The organism is Micromonospora sp. CA-248212 (assembly GCF_050948405.1).
Taxonomy (GTDB): domain Bacteria; phylum Actinomycetota; class Actinomycetes; order Mycobacteriales; family Micromonosporaceae; genus Micromonospora.
The window spans coordinates 4809745-4826842 of sequence record NZ_CP192023.1; the positions used below are offsets into that span (position 1 = coordinate 4809745).

Consider the following 17098-nt stretch of genomic DNA (forward strand, 5'->3'; position numbering starts at 1 on the left):
AGCTCTTGACATCGCGCAAGCAAACCGCCGCACATGCCCTTGGCAGAGCGAATGTCCGCAGGCGGATCGCCTATGCACGGCATGGGCAGGCCATCTCACGTCACGAAAGGGGTCCCGTGACCGCCGTCGATCCGGTGTTTGATCGTGTGCCGGAGCGCTACTACACCCACAATGAGCACCGAGGCAAAACCCTGCACCGGTCCGCCGCAGAAGCTATCCAACGCGACGTGATCGCCCTCGACGTCAACGAAGGCGCCCGCGTGCTGGAGATCGGCACTGGCACGGGATACTCCGGCGCGTTGCTCGCCGCGCGAGCCGGGACCACCGGCCGCGTGACCAGCATCGACATCAGCGACCACCTAGCCGGCTGGGCAGACCGGCTCCACCGCCATCGCGGCGTCACCACGATCACCTGCCACGTCGCCGACGGGATGTCCGGCTACTCACCGCACGCTCCGTACCAGCGGATCGTGGCGTGGTGCGCGCCCCCACGGCTTCCCCGGGCGTGGGTGGATCAACTCACCCCGGACGGCCGGATCGTGGCCTGCCTGCCCATTGCCGCGCAGCCATCCACCACCCTGATCGCGACCATCACCCTGTCCGTGGGACAACCGCGTGTCGAGACGGTCACCTTCGGCGGCTACGCCCAGAGCACCGCCACCGCCGTTCACGACGCCCTGACCATTCCGGGACGCTGGGTGGACCACCACATCGACCAGCCCCAGCCGGCATGGATATCCGTCGGCTGGCGCTACCACGACGATCCGCAACACACCGGTGCCCGCACAGCCCTCAGCCTGTTACTCAACCCCGGCCATACCGAAACCTATGAGAGCGCACCCCTGGACTGGCTGTCATGGACGGCCTACTCCCTCGTCGCTGGCGGACCACGCCGGACCGTCGCCGCCCTGGGCAGTGGAATGCGCGGCATCGGGCACACCACCGTGAGCACCGCCGCCGTCATCCTGACCGACGGCACCATCCTCGCCGACACCGCGGACTCCCCGTCCCTGACCGCCCTGCGGACCTGGCTACGCCAATGGGAGCAGGCGGGACGCCCGGACGCCGCGTGGTTCGACACGAACCTTGTGCCCAACGACGGGGATGACCTGCCTGGATGGGACCTACGAATCACCGCCGGTACACCGTAATCTTATCGAGCACAGGGATCGGGTCGATCTGCGACGAGAGTGACTTCCCGTCAATTTGCTGAAAGACCCCAACCGAGGCCTGCGGTGCCACTTCGCGTTGCCCGGTACGGTGCGAGGGCAGGTTCAGGCAACGCGGATATTGCAGCGGGAGCTTGAGCGCCGGGTACTACGGTGGGACAGATGAGCTCGCCGACCAATGGTCTGGTGTTCGTACACATCGGCCAACCCGAACCCGGCTCCCAACGGGAGCAGCAGATGCTGGTGCAGACCGAGTACGACCGGGAGCGGTACGGAGTACGCTCCTTCCGCGTCCCCGGGAACCTGGACTGGCAGGGCAAGGGCCTTCAACCGCGGTGGCTCGGTATGGAGACCGGCGACTGCACCGTGGCCATCGAGCCGAGCCGCTTCCACGGCCAGGGCGCGGACGAACGTAACCGCTTCCTCGCCGGAGCGCGCCAGCGTGGGGAACTTGCCGTGGCCGTGACAACAATCGGCACCGTCAACGACGACGCCACACACCATTCGCTGTTCTCCGCCAGCGCTAGCGTTCACCTCGGCATGCAGTACACCAAGGTCAACGGTCGTCGTCTGCCGACCGGCACTCGACCCGAAATCGTCCCAAGTCTGGGCGCCGCCGACCGCGACCTCGCAATCCGGCTCCTCAGCCGTTCCCCGGACGCCCCGTGGTGGGCGCTGGAACTTGACGGCAACCGGCTCAGCCGGGCCGGTTACGGCACCGAGATTCACGAGCCGGAAGGGCAACTCCACCCGATCCTGGTCGACACTCTCGGCAAGCCGGTAGTCGCGGCCTGGACCTCGCCGGAGGACGACCAACGGTGGTATATCCTCCCGGCCTCTCCTCCCTGGAACAACGTCCTTGGATGGCTTGTCGATCGGGCGCTACCCGAGTACGTTCCCAACGCCCTTCGCCGAGCGCGCTCACCACACTTCGAAGACCCCGATCTGCGGACCATCGACGAGCTGGCCGCCCGCCAGGCCCTTGACGACCTTGAGGCGCGGTACGCCGAGGAGAAGTTGCGTATTGAGGAAGAGCTGCGCGAGGCGAAGGACCGCGCCGAGCCGGTCCGGTACGGGCTGCTCTACGGCAGCGGCAACGAACTCGTGCGCGCGGTCACAACGGTGCTCAACGCGGCCGGCATGCGGACCGTCGACCTAGACGACGAGGTCGGCACCAAGTCAGCCGATCTACTGGTGGGCGGCGAGGACTCCCTCCGCCGCCTCGTCGAGATCAAGGCGGCGGGTGGCGCCGCCCAGGAGAACCTCGTCAGCTACCTCCAGCGGCACCTCGAGACCTGGCCCCAACTCCGCCCCGACCAGCCCGTGACCGGCGGCGTCCTGGTTGTCAACCACCAACACAAGCTGCACCCATCCGAACGCACCGCGCAGGTCTACTCCCGGCCAGAGTTCGTCGCCGCGCTGCCCTTCACCGTCCTGAGCACCGTCGCCCTCTTCAACTGGTGGCGTACCGGAAACTGGGCCGAGATCCGCAAGACATTCCTCGGCAACGAGCCACTCCGAACCGCGGCCGGCGCCGTCGAGCCAGCAACCGAGCAACACGACACGAAGCCTGCTGCACAACCGCGACGTCCGTGGTGGCCGTCAAAGGCACGAACCTCGTAACAGCAGCGCCCGGAGTTCAACACCCGGTGCCCTACCACTCCGGCCAGGGCCGGCGGGGCGAGGCAGACCAGGCAGCCTGACCAGTCGATCACGTTCGAACGCGACCACGCCAACGCACCCGGCACCAGCCTCGTCCGGCTCACCTCGCCGAGGAGGTCATCGAGGACGGCACTCTCGCCTACCCCACCTCCGCCCAGCCCAATGCGAACCAGCCGCCGCCCCGACAGCGGGGCGCCCGCACCAGATCGGCGTCATCGGCTGCGGCCCCGGCGGCGGCGATCTGAGCTGATCACGTTCGACCAATTTCAGCGCCACCTGCGCCACGGGGTCTGAACTCTGTCCGTCCAGCCGAAGCTTCCAGGTTGCGTATCAGTCTAGGTTCTCGTCATGACCAAAGCTGTTCGCAGCCGCCGCTCCGAATCGGCACTACAGTTAGATGGCCAGACGCGTGAGCAGCTATTGGCGGTGGTTCTGGACGCGAATGCCTACGGCCGCGCTAGGCCGGATCTGACCGATTTGGCGCGCATGGCATTACGGCTGCACGGAATCGGCGTTGAGACGTGGGTTCCGGAGCCGGTGGCATGGGAATGGGCTCAGCACCTGGCAGAGGATTGGAAAGCGGTTGCGACTGCCGCGTCGTATGAGCGGAAGAATCTCGCCCGCGCCAAAGTCCCAGTGCCCGAGCTCCTATACAAGGACGCCGGCGAGGTGATCGAAGCATTCATGCAGGCAGTCCAGGGAGTCGAGCACGTGCGCGTGATCGCCGCGACGGCCGAGCACGCGTTAGAAGGCCTGAAGGATCAGATAATGCTACGGGCGCCGGGAAAGCATAAGGGACCGGACAAGGATCGGGTCAAGACCGGAGCCAGTGACGGCACCTGGCTCCGTGACTCCATAGCCGCCGCCGATGGCGCCCTAAATCGATTGCTGTTCCTCACCGAGGACAAGGACCTCGCACTAGCATGCGAGGCTTGGGGGCTTCCCGCGCCGGTGACACGAAAGCGGCAGGAGCTTCGGCCAACACTGTTCAACGTCACTGTCGATGACGGCCACGCGACGCCGGCGGTCGTGCGTTACATCCTTCAACGTCTCCCCATCCATCTGAACACTGAGGGGATCGGTGGCGCTGACAGCTTCGACATCGGCAGCACTCCAAGCCTGGACCAAGCGATTGAACTCGGCGGCGAAGGCACTGATGACACTCGCGTCTACGGCGCGGACGTCACAAGCCTGACCTGCCTGGTCGGCCTTGATGGCGTGACCGTTGAATCCGGAGACGCCGACGGCCTACTCGAGCCTCGTTGGTCAGGCGATCTCGGTGAGCCCCGTCGCGATCAAGTCTCGGCGACGGTGTATTTTCTCGGCAATGCAGAGGCAACGATCAACCGTCTCCATCTGGGCGACGACCCCGAGACAACGAGCGTGGAGTACAACGATCTGTTTATTCGCACGCAACTTGCGTTTCATTTCACCGACGGCGTGATAACGGAGGTTTCTTCCGAAGGCGACGCCGTCGTCTCCTTGCCGAACCCCACCTACAGCGATGCACATGATGCGGTCGACGACATCCGTGATGCACTGTCGTGCGTGCCGGGGCTGGCAGTTCCCGACGACTTTGGATCTGACTCTCAGAACGGTGAGCACCGTCTACAGATCGACGGCCACAACGTCGAGTTGCTTTTTTCGTGGCAGCCGGACGACAACTGGCGATTCACGCTGCAACTCGAAGGCGGCGACAAGCATGAACATGTGGAGATGCTCTGCGAATACGACCGCGGTTCCTGGGTCGGAGGCCGGGAAGGGTTCCACGCATACGACCCCTACTACGTCCGCGTCGAAGAGGGCGACCTGGCATCCAGAAATCCGATATGGTCGATAGGAGCTTGGGTCGTCAGGCATCTTGATTGGACCACTCGCTTGGCCAGTTCAGCTGACTCCCGTGCCGAGCGGAGCGAGGAGAGCGACGTGGAGGACTAGCTTGCTGTGGCAAGGAACTCGGCGGAAGTCCTTTCTCCCGTTTAGGCCTTCTTTCGCCTTCTAACACCCCCTCTTTGCCGCAGTTGCACGCCTGATTCCGTGAGGATCCGGTGGATATAGCCGTAGCTACGGCCGGTTGCCTCAGCGAGCGCGCGGATGGACTCGCCCGCGGTGTACCGCCTAACGAGCTCTCCAGCGAGAGTCAGCCGTTCACTTCCGATCAGGCGTCGCCCCTTCGCCGTCGGCGCTAAGACGGCAATAGCTTGCGTGTTTGTGTTGGACGAGAACGCTCGGGCGCTGGACTCGGGCATGAACCCTTGCGTTGCCACGGACGTCGCCGCTGACTCCACGCGGACAGAGTCGGTTATCACGACGACTCTGACGCCGGGACCGGGCAGGGCGATGCTCGACAGCAGGCGGTCACTAAACGGCGCCGGCCACAAAATCAGAGTTGTGTTTTCGGGCCAGCGGTCGAGTGGCGTCACTATAGGCGTGGCTACCACGCAGTCCCCCGGACCTACGGAGGCCATTGCTGATCGCCGGTCGTCGGCGCGCATCCTGCTGCTGATGACCGCGCGCGGAGTTCTGGTCGTGCCGTTTAAGTGCTCGGCGATGTAACTCGCATCCGTCGTCGTTGGTGCTATGACGACGCATCGCGCGTCCCTGGCAAGTGCTACATCCAGAACTCGGTCGAGTGCCGGCAATCGTGAGTCGGGACCGGGGAAAGCGTCCATGCGGTCGAGAACATTCCACATTCGGTCCGTCAGATCGTCTCGGGGGGAGGCGCCGGTCGCGGCGATCAGGAGCCGCGAGTGCAGCGCTGGCAAGCTGTCGCTCGGTAAGACCAGCGGTGCGCCGTCTTTACGTGCGTGTTCCGTCAGGGCGGCCACTGCGGCGCCGCGGAGTTCACGCTCTTCCGGCTCTTCCTCGTAGAAAAAGGCAGTTACGTTTATCAACCCCTTGTTGACCATGCCCTGCAGGGTCATGCGCCAGATCACCGGAAGCGCCGGGCCGCTCTCCTCCCGATCGACAAGCGTGACGGTCCGGCGAGCGCTGAGGCGCGATTCGGCTGTTTCGGTGGGAGGCGGCCCGAGAGAGTAGTCATAGATCGCGAGCTCGAATTCCATCGCCGAGAGCGCTTCGCCGCTGAGCTTGCGCTGAACCGACGCGCTTGTGGTGACGATGACTCCGTTACTTGGCACATCGAGTTCCTCAAGAATCGTCAGTGCTGCACTTGCGCCGGTCAGCAAAACGACAGGCTGGACGCTAGCTGCCTCCAGTCGTGTGGCCCACTGTGCCGCGAGCGTCTCGTTCGCGGCCACGACAAGACAGAGCGCCTCTGGCGCGATCTCCGCCAGGTGAATCTGGAGTGGTAGGCGAGCGCCGCTGCCGGGCGGGGCCACCACGACAGCACGTGTGGGGCACGCCGGGTCATGGAGCCTGTCAAGCAACTGCCGGTGGTCAGGGCGCAGAGCGGTCACTTCGCCTCCCCTCTGATCATCACGCGACGACGGACCCAGGTCAGCGCCGCAGCTAAGTTTTCCAGTTCATCGGGTGACGGCTCGGCTCGGAAGTGGAAGACTTTGTTCCTGATCTCGCGTACGGGGTCGAGGGTGCTCCGAACCAGATCGCGATTGTTGCCGAAGCGCAGACGGAAGAATCGGCCAAAGTTCTCGCCGTTCAGTAGCACTGATAGCAGCTCGGCCATCGTCAGGTCCTCCAGTCGGCTGCGCGAGCGGCCGGGATCCGCCGGGACCGAAGCCGCGATCAGACCGGGAAGGGAGCCGGCGTCGCAGGCCGAGCGCATCAGGTCGCGTACACCGAGCTCTATGTCCTGCAGCAGCACGAAGGGACGCGTCCGGTGCCACAAAAAGCGGCTCACGTCCGCGGGCGTCACGATCGCGAGTAGGCGGTCCTCGTCGCCGACCAGGAGAGCATTCCCCTGCTCAACGAAGGTGAGCACCTCACCGAGCTCTTGCGACGAGCGGACGAACCGAAGTTCCTCCAGGTGGTCCTCTACCGTCGCATTGAGGGCGTCGTTGCGCAGGAGCGGCAGCCCTCCGGCCATCGACCTATAGGTGAAGACGCCGATCACGCGCTGCGCGGCAGTGACGACCGGAAGCTGATCGTAGTCGTGGGCCCGCATTACATCGAGCGCGCTCCCGACTTTCGTTCCCACGGGGACGGTGAGGAGCTCTTGGTCGTCGGGCACAAGCTGGCCGACCCTGGCAAATCCCGGCGTCCTGAGCACGCCGTTGACATGTCGAATGCTCCGCCACCCACGCAGCCGTGCCTCCTCCAAGTCGACGGCGACTCTATCCGGCGCAGCGGCGTCCACTTCCATGCGCCTGCTGCCTAGGATTCCAGGGTGCGCCCAGCCCGTCGACCGCCCAGCATGGTGGACCGGGCGACCGTTCTCGTCGGCATCGAGGGACAGCCCTTCTGCCAGCGGTTCCAGGGACGAGCGGCGCTGGTCGATGCGCTCAGACGGGACCTTCGCCTGCCCGATTGGTGGACAGCCGCGTGGTCCGCTTCGACTAACCCCTCTCCGATGGGCGCACCGCCCTCAGAGCTCGACGCAGAGACGTACTGCCTCGCGACTCGCCGAGGCGGCGCGCGTTATCGGTGGCCAACCCGCCGGCTGAGCGCCGCTGCCACAGCGCCTAGGAACGTCGCCGTCGTGGGCGCCGCGGCCGGGGACGTGGGCGACGGTCCTTGGGATGGTCGTGCGCCGGTCGGGTTGGCCGGCTGGTTGCGTCGACTCGATGTTGCCAGGCCCGCAACTAATGCGTTGAGGATGGCCGACACTTCCCGGCGGTCGTACTGGGCGGTCAGCGCGCCGCCCGTTCGACCGTAGCGGCTCGTTGTGACATCTATCGGGCCGACAGGCGGCGCATCACGCGGCCAGGCAGGACCATCAGATATTACCGAATGCGGTCAAGATTGCGGGTGTTGAAGTTGGTGTCGGGATGTGCCGACATTGTCGGTGTGTGGCGCTGCGGGCGTGTCGGCTGCCGGGAGTTCTACCGTGCCCACATGCCCTCCGACCCCAGGAATTCACCGCTGGCCCGCCGCGTCAGCGAATGCCTCCAGGCGCGTGTCGACGGGTCGACCCGCCACCTCGAAGACGGCGTGCCCGCCTCCTGATCTCGACCTGCCGTATTCCAGCAAGGGGCCGATGCTCGTCGCGGTCGGCCGGCTGCTCACCTGATATTCGTTCGAGGGAGGAGATGTCCTCGTGGCACCTGGAAGCGGAACGACCGAGACGTTAACGGCGGAGGACGCTCGCCGGCATCTGGTCGACAAGCTGCGCAGTCAGGGTTGGATTACCCGACCGGAGGTGGCGGCGGCGTTCGCCGCAGTGCCGCGGCACCTGTTCGCTCCGGCCGGCACCAGCATCGAGAGCGCGTACGCGAATGATGTTGTCGTCACCCGACGCGGCCCGGACGGAAAGGCGACCAGTTCGATCTCCGCGCCGTGGTTGCAGGCGTACATGCTGGAGACCGCCGGGCTGAGGCCCGGAGCCCGGGTCCTTGAAATCGGCTCGGGAGGGTACAACGCGGCGCTGATCGCCGAGGTCGTCGGCCCGGCCGGAACGGTCGTCAGCGTCGACATCGACGTGCAGGTCGTCACCCACGCGCGAGCGGCGCTGGCGCGGGCCGGCTACCCGCAGGTCGAGGTGGTCCACGCCGACGGCGTCCACGGCCATCCTGGCGACGGGTTGTGGGACGCGGTGCTCATCACGGTCGAGGCCAGTGACCTCCCTCCCGCGTGGACCGAACAGCTCGCACCAGCCGGCAGGCTGGTGGTGCCGTTGCGGATGCGCGGCAACACCCGCTGTCTCACCCTGCAGACCGCGGGTGATCACCTGGCCGCGACGGCGTCCGTGCAGTGCGGTTTCGTCGCGATGCAGGGCCACGGCCGGGATCCGGCCCGCCGGGTGCCGCTGCGCGGCGATGATGCCGTTCTCACCCTGGATGACGACACCACCACCATCAACGCCGAGGCTCTGCGCGCTGCGCTTGATGGCCCGCGGGTTGAGGTGTCCTCGCCGGTGACCGTGGACATGAGCATGGGCACTTACTTTGAGAGCCTGCACCTGTGGCTGGCCAGTCAACCTCGCCCGTACGGCGTGCTCAGAGTCGATCGGGACCGCACTGCCGGCCTGCTGGATCCACAGGACCGTTTCTTCTGCCCCACCCTGCTGACCAGTGACAGCCTTGCCTACCTGACCATGCGCCGCCACGACACGACGACGTGGCAGTTCGGCGGGCACGGCTTCGGTCCGCACGCCACCAGACTGACAAGCGATCTGATGGACCTAATAGTCGCCTGGGATCAGCAGTTCCGGGCCGGCGTCGTCCCGGACGTCACCGTGCACCCGGCCGGCACGCGACTGCCCGACAGCGAACGATTGCGCCTGCTCGTGCCCCGCCGCCACACGCTGACCGCGATCACCTGGCGGGAGACCGACCGATGAGCAACACGGAGTTGCCGATCCTGGTCTGCCTTCGGGGGAACTCCGGTGCCGGTAAGAGCACGATTGCCCGTGCGTTGCGGTATCGGCACGGCCGCGGCTGCGCCCTCGTCGGCCAAGATCATATGAGGCGGATCCTTCTGCGGGAACGCGACAAGCCAGGTGGTCTCGCACCCACGCTCATCGCGCAGAACGTTCGCTTCTGCCTCGACCACGGCTACCACGTGATCCTCGAAGGGATCATGCACACCGCCCGGTACCGGAGCATGCTCACCGAACTGCGCGACACGCACCGCGGCCGAACCCTGTTCGTGTACCTCGACGTGTCGTGGCCGGAGACTCTGCGCCGACACCAGACCCGTCCCGAGGCGCAGGAGTTCACTGCCGACACGATGCTCGGCGTGTACGCCCCGCGCGACGTCCTCGGCTGGCCCGACGAACTCGTCCTCCCCGAGACCACCACCCTGGAGCAAGCGATCGAGCGCATCGCCACCACCGCCGGCCTGCCGTTGACCGGCCGCGACGACGACCTGCTCCCTGCCGTCCCATGACTTCATCCCAGACAGCCAGCGCAGGCAGTGCCGGTCTCGGGGCGGACGGGGCGGATGATGTGTTCGCGGCGCTGATCGCCCGTGCCGCTGCCGCAGGGGTGGGCACCGGCCGGGTTGTGCACCGCACCGACAAGGCCGTCGTCGCCACCGGCCGCCGCGACGGCCGACCGGTGATCGTGAAGCTGTTGACCACCGACGACCCGTACTGGGTCGGCCGGCGCCAGCACGAGCTGCGCATGTACGAGCTGTTCACCGATCAGCCGCCCCCCGTGCGCGTGCCGCGTGTCCTCCACGCCGACGCCTACCTGACCGTCCTGACTCAGCTACCGGGGCAGCGCCTGGACGACCAACGCCACCTCACTCGCGACGTCAGCCCGGCCACCGCACAGCTGGTCCTGGACACCCTCGACACCTTCGCCGGCTGGTCGCCAGCACCGCCACTACCGCAACCGCTCGACTACCACGGCCGCATCGACGCCGAACACGCCGCCGGGCTGCTCGACGACGCCGACCAGCACGCCCTGCACACCCTCGTTGACCAGCTCGGCCCGGGCCGGGTCAGCGCACACGGCGACCCCCTACCCGCGAACCTGCTCCTCGACCGCGAGCACTGCGCCCTCATCGACTTCGAGCACACCGGCAGCTACCTACCCGGCTATGACCTCGCAATGCTGCACATCATCGGCACCGCAGCCAGCCCGACCCTCACCGCCGCGATCGCCGAACGCGTGCACACCGCCAACATCACCACCGCCTACTCCGTCAACCTGCTCCTGCTGACCTGCCGAGAGATCCGCCTGCACACTGTGCTGCCAGCACGCGGCGCGACAACGTCCCGGCTCGCGTACCTACGACAGCTACTCAGCCAGGCACGCCACGACGTTCAGGCGCTGATGCGATGGGCTTGAACCGGACAACCGCCGGCGCAGCGATCCAGCGCGGCCTCGCGGGCGGCTCACAGGCACCTGCCCCGCTGAGCCGTGACTTTCACCGACTGTGGGGCGCCTACTCGGTCAGCCACCTGGGATCCGCCGTCGGGGCAGGCGCGCTGCCGCTGGTCGCGATCCTGCTGCTGGACTCATCGGCTCTGCAGGTCTCCCTGCTCGCGGTGATCTCCGGCCTCGCTTCGGCAGTGATCGTCTTACCCCTGGGTCCCTGGATCGAGTTCCGGCGCAAACGGCCTGTGATGATCGGCGCCGACCTGCTGCGCTGCGCGGCCCTGACCAGCGTCCCCATCGCCGCCGCGCTCGGCGCCCTGACGTACGAGCAGCTGTGCGTCGTCGCCGTCGTGCAGACCGCCGGCACCATCGTGTTCAGCGCCGCCAGCGGCGCGCACCTGAAGCACCTCGTCACCATCGATCAACGTGTCACTGCCAACAGCCGATTCGAGACCTCCCAGTGGACGGCCAACAGCCTCGGCTCACCCATCGGCGGTGTCCTCGTGTCCTGGCTCGGCGCTACCGCGTCCATCACCGTCGACGCCGCGAGCTTCTTGATGTCCGCGCTCGGGATCCGCCGCCTCCGCAGCCCCGAGCCGCCGCCACCTGCCCGGCAAACCGCCCCGAGTCGGGGACGGGAAGCCATCGAAGGATGGCGGCACATCCTTCACCATGCGGGCCTGCGAGCCCTGTTCGTCAACGCCGTCATCTTCGGCGGCGCCATCACGGCCACCACGCCCATCATCGCGGTGTTCATGCTCCGCGACCTCCACCTGGCTCCCTGGCAGTACGGCCTGGCCCTCGGACTGCCCTGCCTCGGCGGCATCCTCGGCTCCCTCACCGCCGGCCCCCTCACCACCCGATACGGCCTCCGCGCAGTCCTACTCACCACCGGCGTCGCCCGCACACTCTGGATGGGACTCATCCCCCTCGCCCCACCCGGCACACCGGGCCTGATCATCATCACCCTCGCCGACACACTCCTGCTGTTCATGGCGGGAACGTTCAATCCCACCTTCGCCGCCTACCGAATGAACCACACCAGCGAGCACTGCCTGTCCCGCGTCCTGACCGCCTGGTCCATCACCAGCAAACTCACCCAACCCATCTTCATCGCCGCCGCCGGCATCCTCGCCGCCGCCACCGGCCCCCGCACCGCCCTCACGGCAACCGCCGCCCTCACGCTCACCAGCGCCGCATTCCTGCCGTGGAAGACAACCCCGACCAGCCCGCCGCGAGCCCGCCCAGCGGAGGTCGCCTACCGGCACGTCGTTCCGGTAGCGCGAGCACCGGCCTGCCTACCGCCGTCACGGCCACCGCCACCACCACACCCAGGGAGAACGCAGAACGAGCGATGACAACCCGCAGCTGCGGGCACCCCGCCGCTACACCGGCACCACGACCGATTTCGTGCTGGACGGCACCACGGGACGCCTCACCACGGCCACCTCGTCCGGTCAGCTCACCCACGTCGACCTGCGCGTCGGCAAGCACGGCTCCACCCTGGCCGGCTTAACCGAAGCGCTGTCCACGGCGATCACCGCCGGGCTGCAAGCCGGCGCGCCCCCGTCCGAGTTCGTGGCCCCACTGCGGCACACCCACTACACCCCCTCCGGCGCCACCACCGACCCGGACGTACCGCACGCGACCTCGCTGAGCGACTACCTCGCACACCGCCTCCACCAGCAGCACACCAGCAGCGCGCCACCGCACCCAGACGCCGCGCAGCTGCCTGGAGCCGCCCGAGCCAGCACGCAGCCACGACTTCCAACGGCGAGCTGGGTGCCGCACCCGCGCAGCTGAGCCGACCTCGATCAACCTGGACCTGTCGGAGGTGAAGAGGGCATGCGCGATGACGAGTTACGCGGTCTGGTTGGCGGGAGCCAGCCGCTGATGCGGGCGCTGCGCACCGTGCGGGACTCGGGCCTACCGGACGCCTGGATCGGCGCTGGTGTCCTCAGGGACCTCGTCTGGGAGCAACGCTACGGGCACGGATTCGACTTCTCCCAAGCCCGGGACATCGACGTGGCATTCGTCGACCCCACCGACCTGACCCAAGCCAACGACGAGCACGCCACCGAACGGCTGGCGACGATGTGGCCGGGACCGCCGTGGGAGGCGAAGAACCAGGCCGCCGTGCACACCTGGTACCCCGCCCGATTCGGAAGCGACCCCGTACCCGCGCTGCGAAGCATCGCCGACGCGGTCGCGACCTGGCCCGAATACGCCACCGCCGTCGCAATCCGTCTCGACGTCGGCGGGCACGTGGCTGTCTGCGCACCACACGGACTCGATGACCTTCTCGACGGCATCTGGCGCCGCAACCCGACCCGAGTCAGCCTGGTCGTGTCCGCGCAACGACTAGCGCGGCAACGCCCCGCCCACCGCTGGCCCCGAGTCCGAGTCCTCACCTGACCACCCGCGATCGCCGCCAGGACGCTGACCCCCATGATGTTCGACTCGCCGCGGACGCTCACGTTCGTTGCGAACCGTCCACCCTCGTCCCGTAGCCGAGTAGCTGCATCGCGGTCACGTTGTCGGGTTGGGCCCAGAAGAGCTGGTGTAGCTCGTCGGGCAGTTCGTCGCGATGGGTGCTGTTGAGCCCTCTACGGAAAAAGCGGTCATCGGCCTGTTGAAGCTCGGTGAACGACGGGATCTGGGCGCCGGCGTCGGGTCGGAGCTGGGGCGTCAAAGTGTGGATGACCCGTTCCACAGCAGCTCTCGGCTTCTGAGCAAGTGCTTCGTACCTCAGCACCACTCGGTGAGGTGCCGACGGCAGCAGCCAGCTCAGCACATTGCGTCCCCAACTGCCGGTTCCGAACTCGCCCCGTCGGAGGATCATGGCTCGCAACTCGCTCTCGAATCGTGCAGCGTCTGCCTCGCTGGCCAGGCGCGCCCACGAGACGAGCGCATCGCGCCCGTCCCGGACGAGACAGACGGCCTTGTCCGCTTCATCGACCTGGTCGTCGCGCTGTCGGTGCGTCTTGACGAAGTGAACCTCCATCGAGTCACGCATGGCTTCAATCGCTGCCGGGCGTTCGGTGAAACCGACCAGATCGGAACCCAGACGTTCGGCCACGCCATCGACGTCATAGACGACGGATGTCCTTACGCCGTAGAGCCGATTGAGGACGATCCGAAAGAAGGTGTTACCTGACCGGGGAAAGGAGCACACCCACACAATCACCAAACCAGGGTAGCCAATTCTATCGCCTACGCGCGGTTCACCATGGCCTCGGCGGTGCCTTCTGCGCCGACCTGTTGGGCTACGAATGTTGATTCTGACGGTCCCACTCGGCCCCCACCCGGACGGCGCGGTCTGGCCCCACCGCCGCCCGTCAGGCGGCCGGTGTGGCGGTCTCATCTGGCCCACGAGGCGGCTTATTTCCCGACTACCGAGTGTCACCGCGGCATGGGTAGCGAGCACGCGGATCGCGGCAGTTGAGCAAGTGAACCTGGCGAAACATCGACTCTCATCGGCCGGTCTTCGGAGGCGTTCCTCGAACGCCTTCATGCGGGGCGATTGGCAAGCTCACCGCGGATCTGATTTACCAAACCGAGAATCTCGGTCAACTCCTCAGTTTGCGGCGTCGGCCCTTTGACTCCATGGGCAAGGCTATTGCGAAACTGCTGAAGCCTGCGTACGCGTGGGAGAATATCCTCGTCTAGAACTCCAATCTCTACGAGCGTACTCGCTATCGATTGAGCGTTCGGAAGGTAGTCGACTCCTTCTTGCCGCGCTAGCCGCGCCAATGACCATTCCAGGGCAACGAACGCGGCCATGAAGGCTGCACCAATGTCAAGGTTTGCTAATTGCCCTACGGCAGCTATGCGTCGATCGATCTCGTCTTCATCTAGCAGATCCGGACCAGGATCTGGAATCACGAGCAATTCGAGATCCCAGCCGGGGATCGCTCGGACAATCGTACGCAGGTGCTCAATATTCCTCGTTTTGTCCTGATTCCTGAGCGCTCGCCGCGAGGTCACCTCGAAGACAATGCCACCCTGCGGTCCCCGCGCTACGGCGTCGACTTCCCGACCAGACAGGCCCGCCGGCAGTGATGCTGGTTCGGGGTTGACTTCCATCGTCCAGTCTGGCGGCAAGCGACTTGCCCGCTTGCGAAGCTCTAGCTGCCCGGGATACCGATCCATGGGATCTCCTCCTCGTCAATCGGCGCACCCATCACGATATACACAAAAGGCCCGTTCCATGACAATGCCTGAGCCAGCGCAGGCGAAGGATTGCGAAACGTGAGCGGCTTTGTTAGATCTCGGCGAGACCCCGACACATCACGCACTTGGTTGTCATCTGCAATAACCTGGGGCCATAATCCATCCAGGATAGGCTTAAGCATGTTGTCCACGTCTAGCGGCGGATCCTCATGAAAGTAGGTGACTGAAACTGCCAAATCGCCGAGGAGCGGGAAATCAGGTCCGCTAAACGCTGTTGTTGCATGTTGACGCACACGTTCTGTCCAAGCGTGTTTTTTGGCGGTGTTTCGTGTAGAAAGCGACACCGGCACTCCGGGAACTGCAAAGTCCCACTGCATGCCATTCGGTCCCCGTTCTGTCCAGCCGCCGAGAGTATGTCCGCTCAGCGTAGCCCCGTGCGTGCCCGGTAAGTCGAGCGCGCGCCGCTGCACGCCTGTTATTTTCTGAGCGGGGACTCGCCCGCTCAGGTGTGCCGGCACCGCCCCCACATCGGCAGGAGCGGGCAGGTGACCGAGGTGACGCTCGGCGTCTATCAACTACCCTGAGTGACGCCGCGCTTGAGATTCTGACCATGAGGTGGGGCCAAGTCAGACCCTCCCCTCTTCCGCTGCCTCGACCGCGGTGGAGCCAGAGGGAGCCGTCACGGTGGGGCCACCTATGGCCGTCAGAATCAGAATGTCGACTGGCGCCGATCTAGGCTGCGCCAGTCTCGATCGCGGTGAGCTGTCGCGCGTCGCCGGCACCACCGCCGCCGAATGGGACTACTCTTCGCCTCCGTCGCCCGTCGACGCCACTGGACTCGGCACTCTCCCGAACGGTCCGTTCGACAGCCGACGCCCACTTGAGGCTGGCTACGCGCTCCAGCGCCCGCCAGCGTGGGACCGAGGTGTCCCGCCGCACCCGGCGGCGGGACACCACCCGGTACTACTCGATGTCGTAGTCGTAGTCGTCCGGGTCTTGCGCATCATTGCGGTCAGCGGCTTCCTGCGCCCGGTCGTCAAACCCGCTGGTCGCGGTCGGCGAGTCGGGATCGCGGTCGGCGGCCGCGCTGATGCGGTCGGCGGACTCGTGGTCCATCGGCTGAGATCGGGCCATGACGGTTCTCCTCCGTCGGCTCGTGCCCTCGGTTACGCCTGGGGCGACGCGCACCCGGACCGCATGGTGCGGCCGGGCAAGCGATTCCGTGGCTACGTCGGTGCCGGGCCCGCTTCGGCGGGCTGCCCATGCTGGTCACCGCGAGTGAGGCGTCCGGCGGAATCAACCGGAGGTTCACACCGTCACACACCCGGCTGAGGAATGCCGGTCCCATCAATGCCCACCAGGCTACGCCAGTCGCGGGCGAGGCACGGGCGCCAGGCCCGGTAGCGCCTTGCGGCAATCAACCGTGGCGGTGGCCATCCCAGGGGTCATCTCCGGAACTTGGGCGACGACCTCGCCCTGAGGGCTGATGATGCTCGTCGGCCCGTAGCCGATGCGGTCCGCGCCCCGCTCGCCGGTGACGTCAGCCGAGACCAACCACAGGCCGCTTTCTCGTGCACGGGCGGCGCGGATAGGAGTGTGCCGGTCTTTCCATTGCAACGCGGAGGTGCGGCGCATCATGTTCTGCGCCGGCACGAGGAGAAGCTGCGCGTCCTGCGCTGCCACTGCCGCAGCTGCGGCTGGCACTTGCGTGTCCGAGCAGATGTTGATGCCGAACCGCACGCCCTCGACGTCGAAGGTCGGGTAATCCTCACCTGCGGTGAAAAGCGCTTCGCCCGGCATGAGGTGGACCTTGCGGTAGATGCCGAGAAGCTCACCGCCACCCACGACGACCGCGGAATTGAAGTAACGACCTTCCCGCCGTTCAATCACCCCGAAGACCAGAGTCTGCCCGATCGGGTCCAGGCGGCGCAGCAGCGCGCCGAACGACGCCGAGCGCAGGTCCATGGCGTAGGCGTCCAGGTGCCGCTCCTGCACGAGATAGCCCTGAAGAAAGCACTCCGGGAACAGCAGCAGCTGCACACCCCGCTGCTCGGCCTCCCGAGCGAACTCCTCCATGCACCGCAGCGCCGCGTCGACGTCACCCAGAGTCTCCGGGGTCTGACAGGCCCCGACTCGCAACACCCCAGTCACCCCAGTGATCCCGGCGAGTTGTGACGACATCGCTGCTTG

The 17098-nt window shown here is 66.3% G+C and carries 16 protein-coding genes; 9 read left to right on the forward strand and 7 right to left on the reverse strand.

The window, feature by feature from the left end; translation table 11 throughout:
- The first annotated feature begins 5 nt into the window (after positions 1-5).
- The 3 genes from ACQP03_RS22570 (at position 6) to ACQP03_RS22580 (ending at position 4769) form a co-directional block, all read left to right on the forward strand.
- Positions 6-1151 carry a protein-L-isoaspartate O-methyltransferase family protein gene (locus ACQP03_RS22570; RefSeq protein ID WP_433458290.1) on the forward strand — a complete coding sequence of 382 codons (1146 nt, stop codon included), beginning with the start codon at positions 6-8 and terminating at the stop codon, positions 1149-1151.
- Positions 1152-1331: 180 nt separating this feature from the next.
- On the forward strand, positions 1332-2792 hold the full coding sequence (locus ACQP03_RS22575) for a hypothetical protein (protein ID WP_357171113.1): 1461 nt from the start codon (positions 1332-1334) through the stop codon (positions 2790-2792).
- A gap of 387 nt (positions 2793-3179) precedes the next feature.
- Entirely contained in the window at positions 3180-4769 is a 1590-nt protein-coding gene (locus tag ACQP03_RS22580) for a hypothetical protein (RefSeq protein WP_357171111.1), read from the forward strand.
- Positions 4770-4810: 41 nt separating this feature from the next.
- Here the strand turns inward: ACQP03_RS22580 and ACQP03_RS22585 are convergent, their stop codons facing one another.
- A complete protein-coding gene (locus ACQP03_RS22585; protein ID WP_357171236.1) occupies positions 4811-5029 on the reverse strand; it encodes a helix-turn-helix domain-containing protein in 219 nt (72 codons plus the stop codon).
- A 1217-nt stretch (positions 5030-6246) separates the two neighbouring features.
- The gene (locus ACQP03_RS22590; protein ID WP_357171109.1) at positions 6247-7113 is read right to left on the reverse strand and encodes a CBS domain-containing protein; all 867 of its coding nucleotides are present in this window, start codon (positions 7111-7113) and stop codon (positions 6247-6249) included.
- 894 nt (positions 7114-8007) lie between these two features.
- On the opposite strand from ACQP03_RS22590, the gene fxlM reads away from it, so the two are divergent.
- From fxlM to ACQP03_RS22620, 6 genes are read left to right on the forward strand one after another with little or no spacing between them, the layout of a single operon-like run.
- Positions 8008-9249 (forward strand): methyltransferase, FxLD system, encoded by a 1242-nt coding sequence (gene fxlM, locus ACQP03_RS22595; RefSeq protein WP_357171107.1) that lies wholly within the window; start codon positions 8008-8010, stop codon positions 9247-9249.
- Positions 9246-9797, forward strand: coding sequence for a kinase (locus ACQP03_RS22600; RefSeq protein ID WP_357171105.1), 552 nt, complete (start codon positions 9246-9248; stop codon positions 9795-9797). The genes fxlM and ACQP03_RS22600 overlap by 4 nt, the downstream gene beginning before the upstream one ends.
- Complete coding sequence (locus tag ACQP03_RS22605; RefSeq protein ID WP_357171103.1) at positions 9794-10705, forward strand: phosphotransferase; 912 nt, start codon at positions 9794-9796, stop codon at positions 10703-10705. Before ACQP03_RS22600 ends, ACQP03_RS22605 begins: the two co-directional genes overlap by 4 nt.
- Entirely contained in the window at positions 10702-12093 is a 1392-nt protein-coding gene (locus ACQP03_RS22610; RefSeq protein WP_357171101.1) for an MFS transporter, read from the forward strand. Before ACQP03_RS22605 ends, ACQP03_RS22610 begins: the two co-directional genes overlap by 4 nt.
- Before the next feature lie 52 nt (positions 12094-12145).
- Positions 12146-12538 (forward strand): hypothetical protein, encoded by a 393-nt coding sequence (locus ACQP03_RS22615; RefSeq protein ID WP_357171099.1) that lies wholly within the window; start codon positions 12146-12148, stop codon positions 12536-12538.
- 42 nt (positions 12539-12580) lie between these two features.
- Positions 12581-13150, forward strand: a complete 570-nt coding sequence (locus ACQP03_RS22620; protein WP_357171097.1) for a nucleotidyltransferase family protein — start codon at positions 12581-12583, stop codon at positions 13148-13150.
- A gap of 58 nt (positions 13151-13208) precedes the next feature.
- Here the strand turns inward: ACQP03_RS22620 and ACQP03_RS22625 are convergent, their stop codons facing one another.
- From ACQP03_RS22625 to ACQP03_RS22645, 5 genes are all read right to left on the reverse strand, one after another.
- Complete coding sequence (locus ACQP03_RS22625) at positions 13209-13922, reverse strand: sulfotransferase domain-containing protein (RefSeq protein WP_433458295.1); 714 nt, start codon at positions 13920-13922, stop codon at positions 13209-13211.
- Between the two features lie 323 nt (positions 13923-14245).
- The gene (locus tag ACQP03_RS22630) at positions 14246-14821 is read right to left on the reverse strand and encodes a hypothetical protein (RefSeq protein ID WP_433458297.1); all 576 of its coding nucleotides are present in this window, start codon (positions 14819-14821) and stop codon (positions 14246-14248) included.
- A gap of 41 nt (positions 14822-14862) precedes the next feature.
- Positions 14863-15378: a RusA family crossover junction endodeoxyribonuclease gene (locus ACQP03_RS22635; protein ID WP_357171091.1), complete on the reverse strand. Its 516-nt coding sequence runs from the start codon at positions 15376-15378 to the stop codon at positions 14863-14865.
- A gap of 493 nt (positions 15379-15871) precedes the next feature.
- Positions 15872-16042, reverse strand: a complete 171-nt coding sequence (locus tag ACQP03_RS22640; protein ID WP_357171089.1) for a hypothetical protein — start codon at positions 16040-16042, stop codon at positions 15872-15874.
- A 228-nt stretch (positions 16043-16270) separates the two neighbouring features.
- The gene (locus ACQP03_RS22645) at positions 16271-17089 is read right to left on the reverse strand and encodes a carbon-nitrogen hydrolase family protein (RefSeq protein WP_357171087.1); all 819 of its coding nucleotides are present in this window, start codon (positions 17087-17089) and stop codon (positions 16271-16273) included.
- Between the last annotated feature and the right edge of the window lie 9 nt (positions 17090-17098).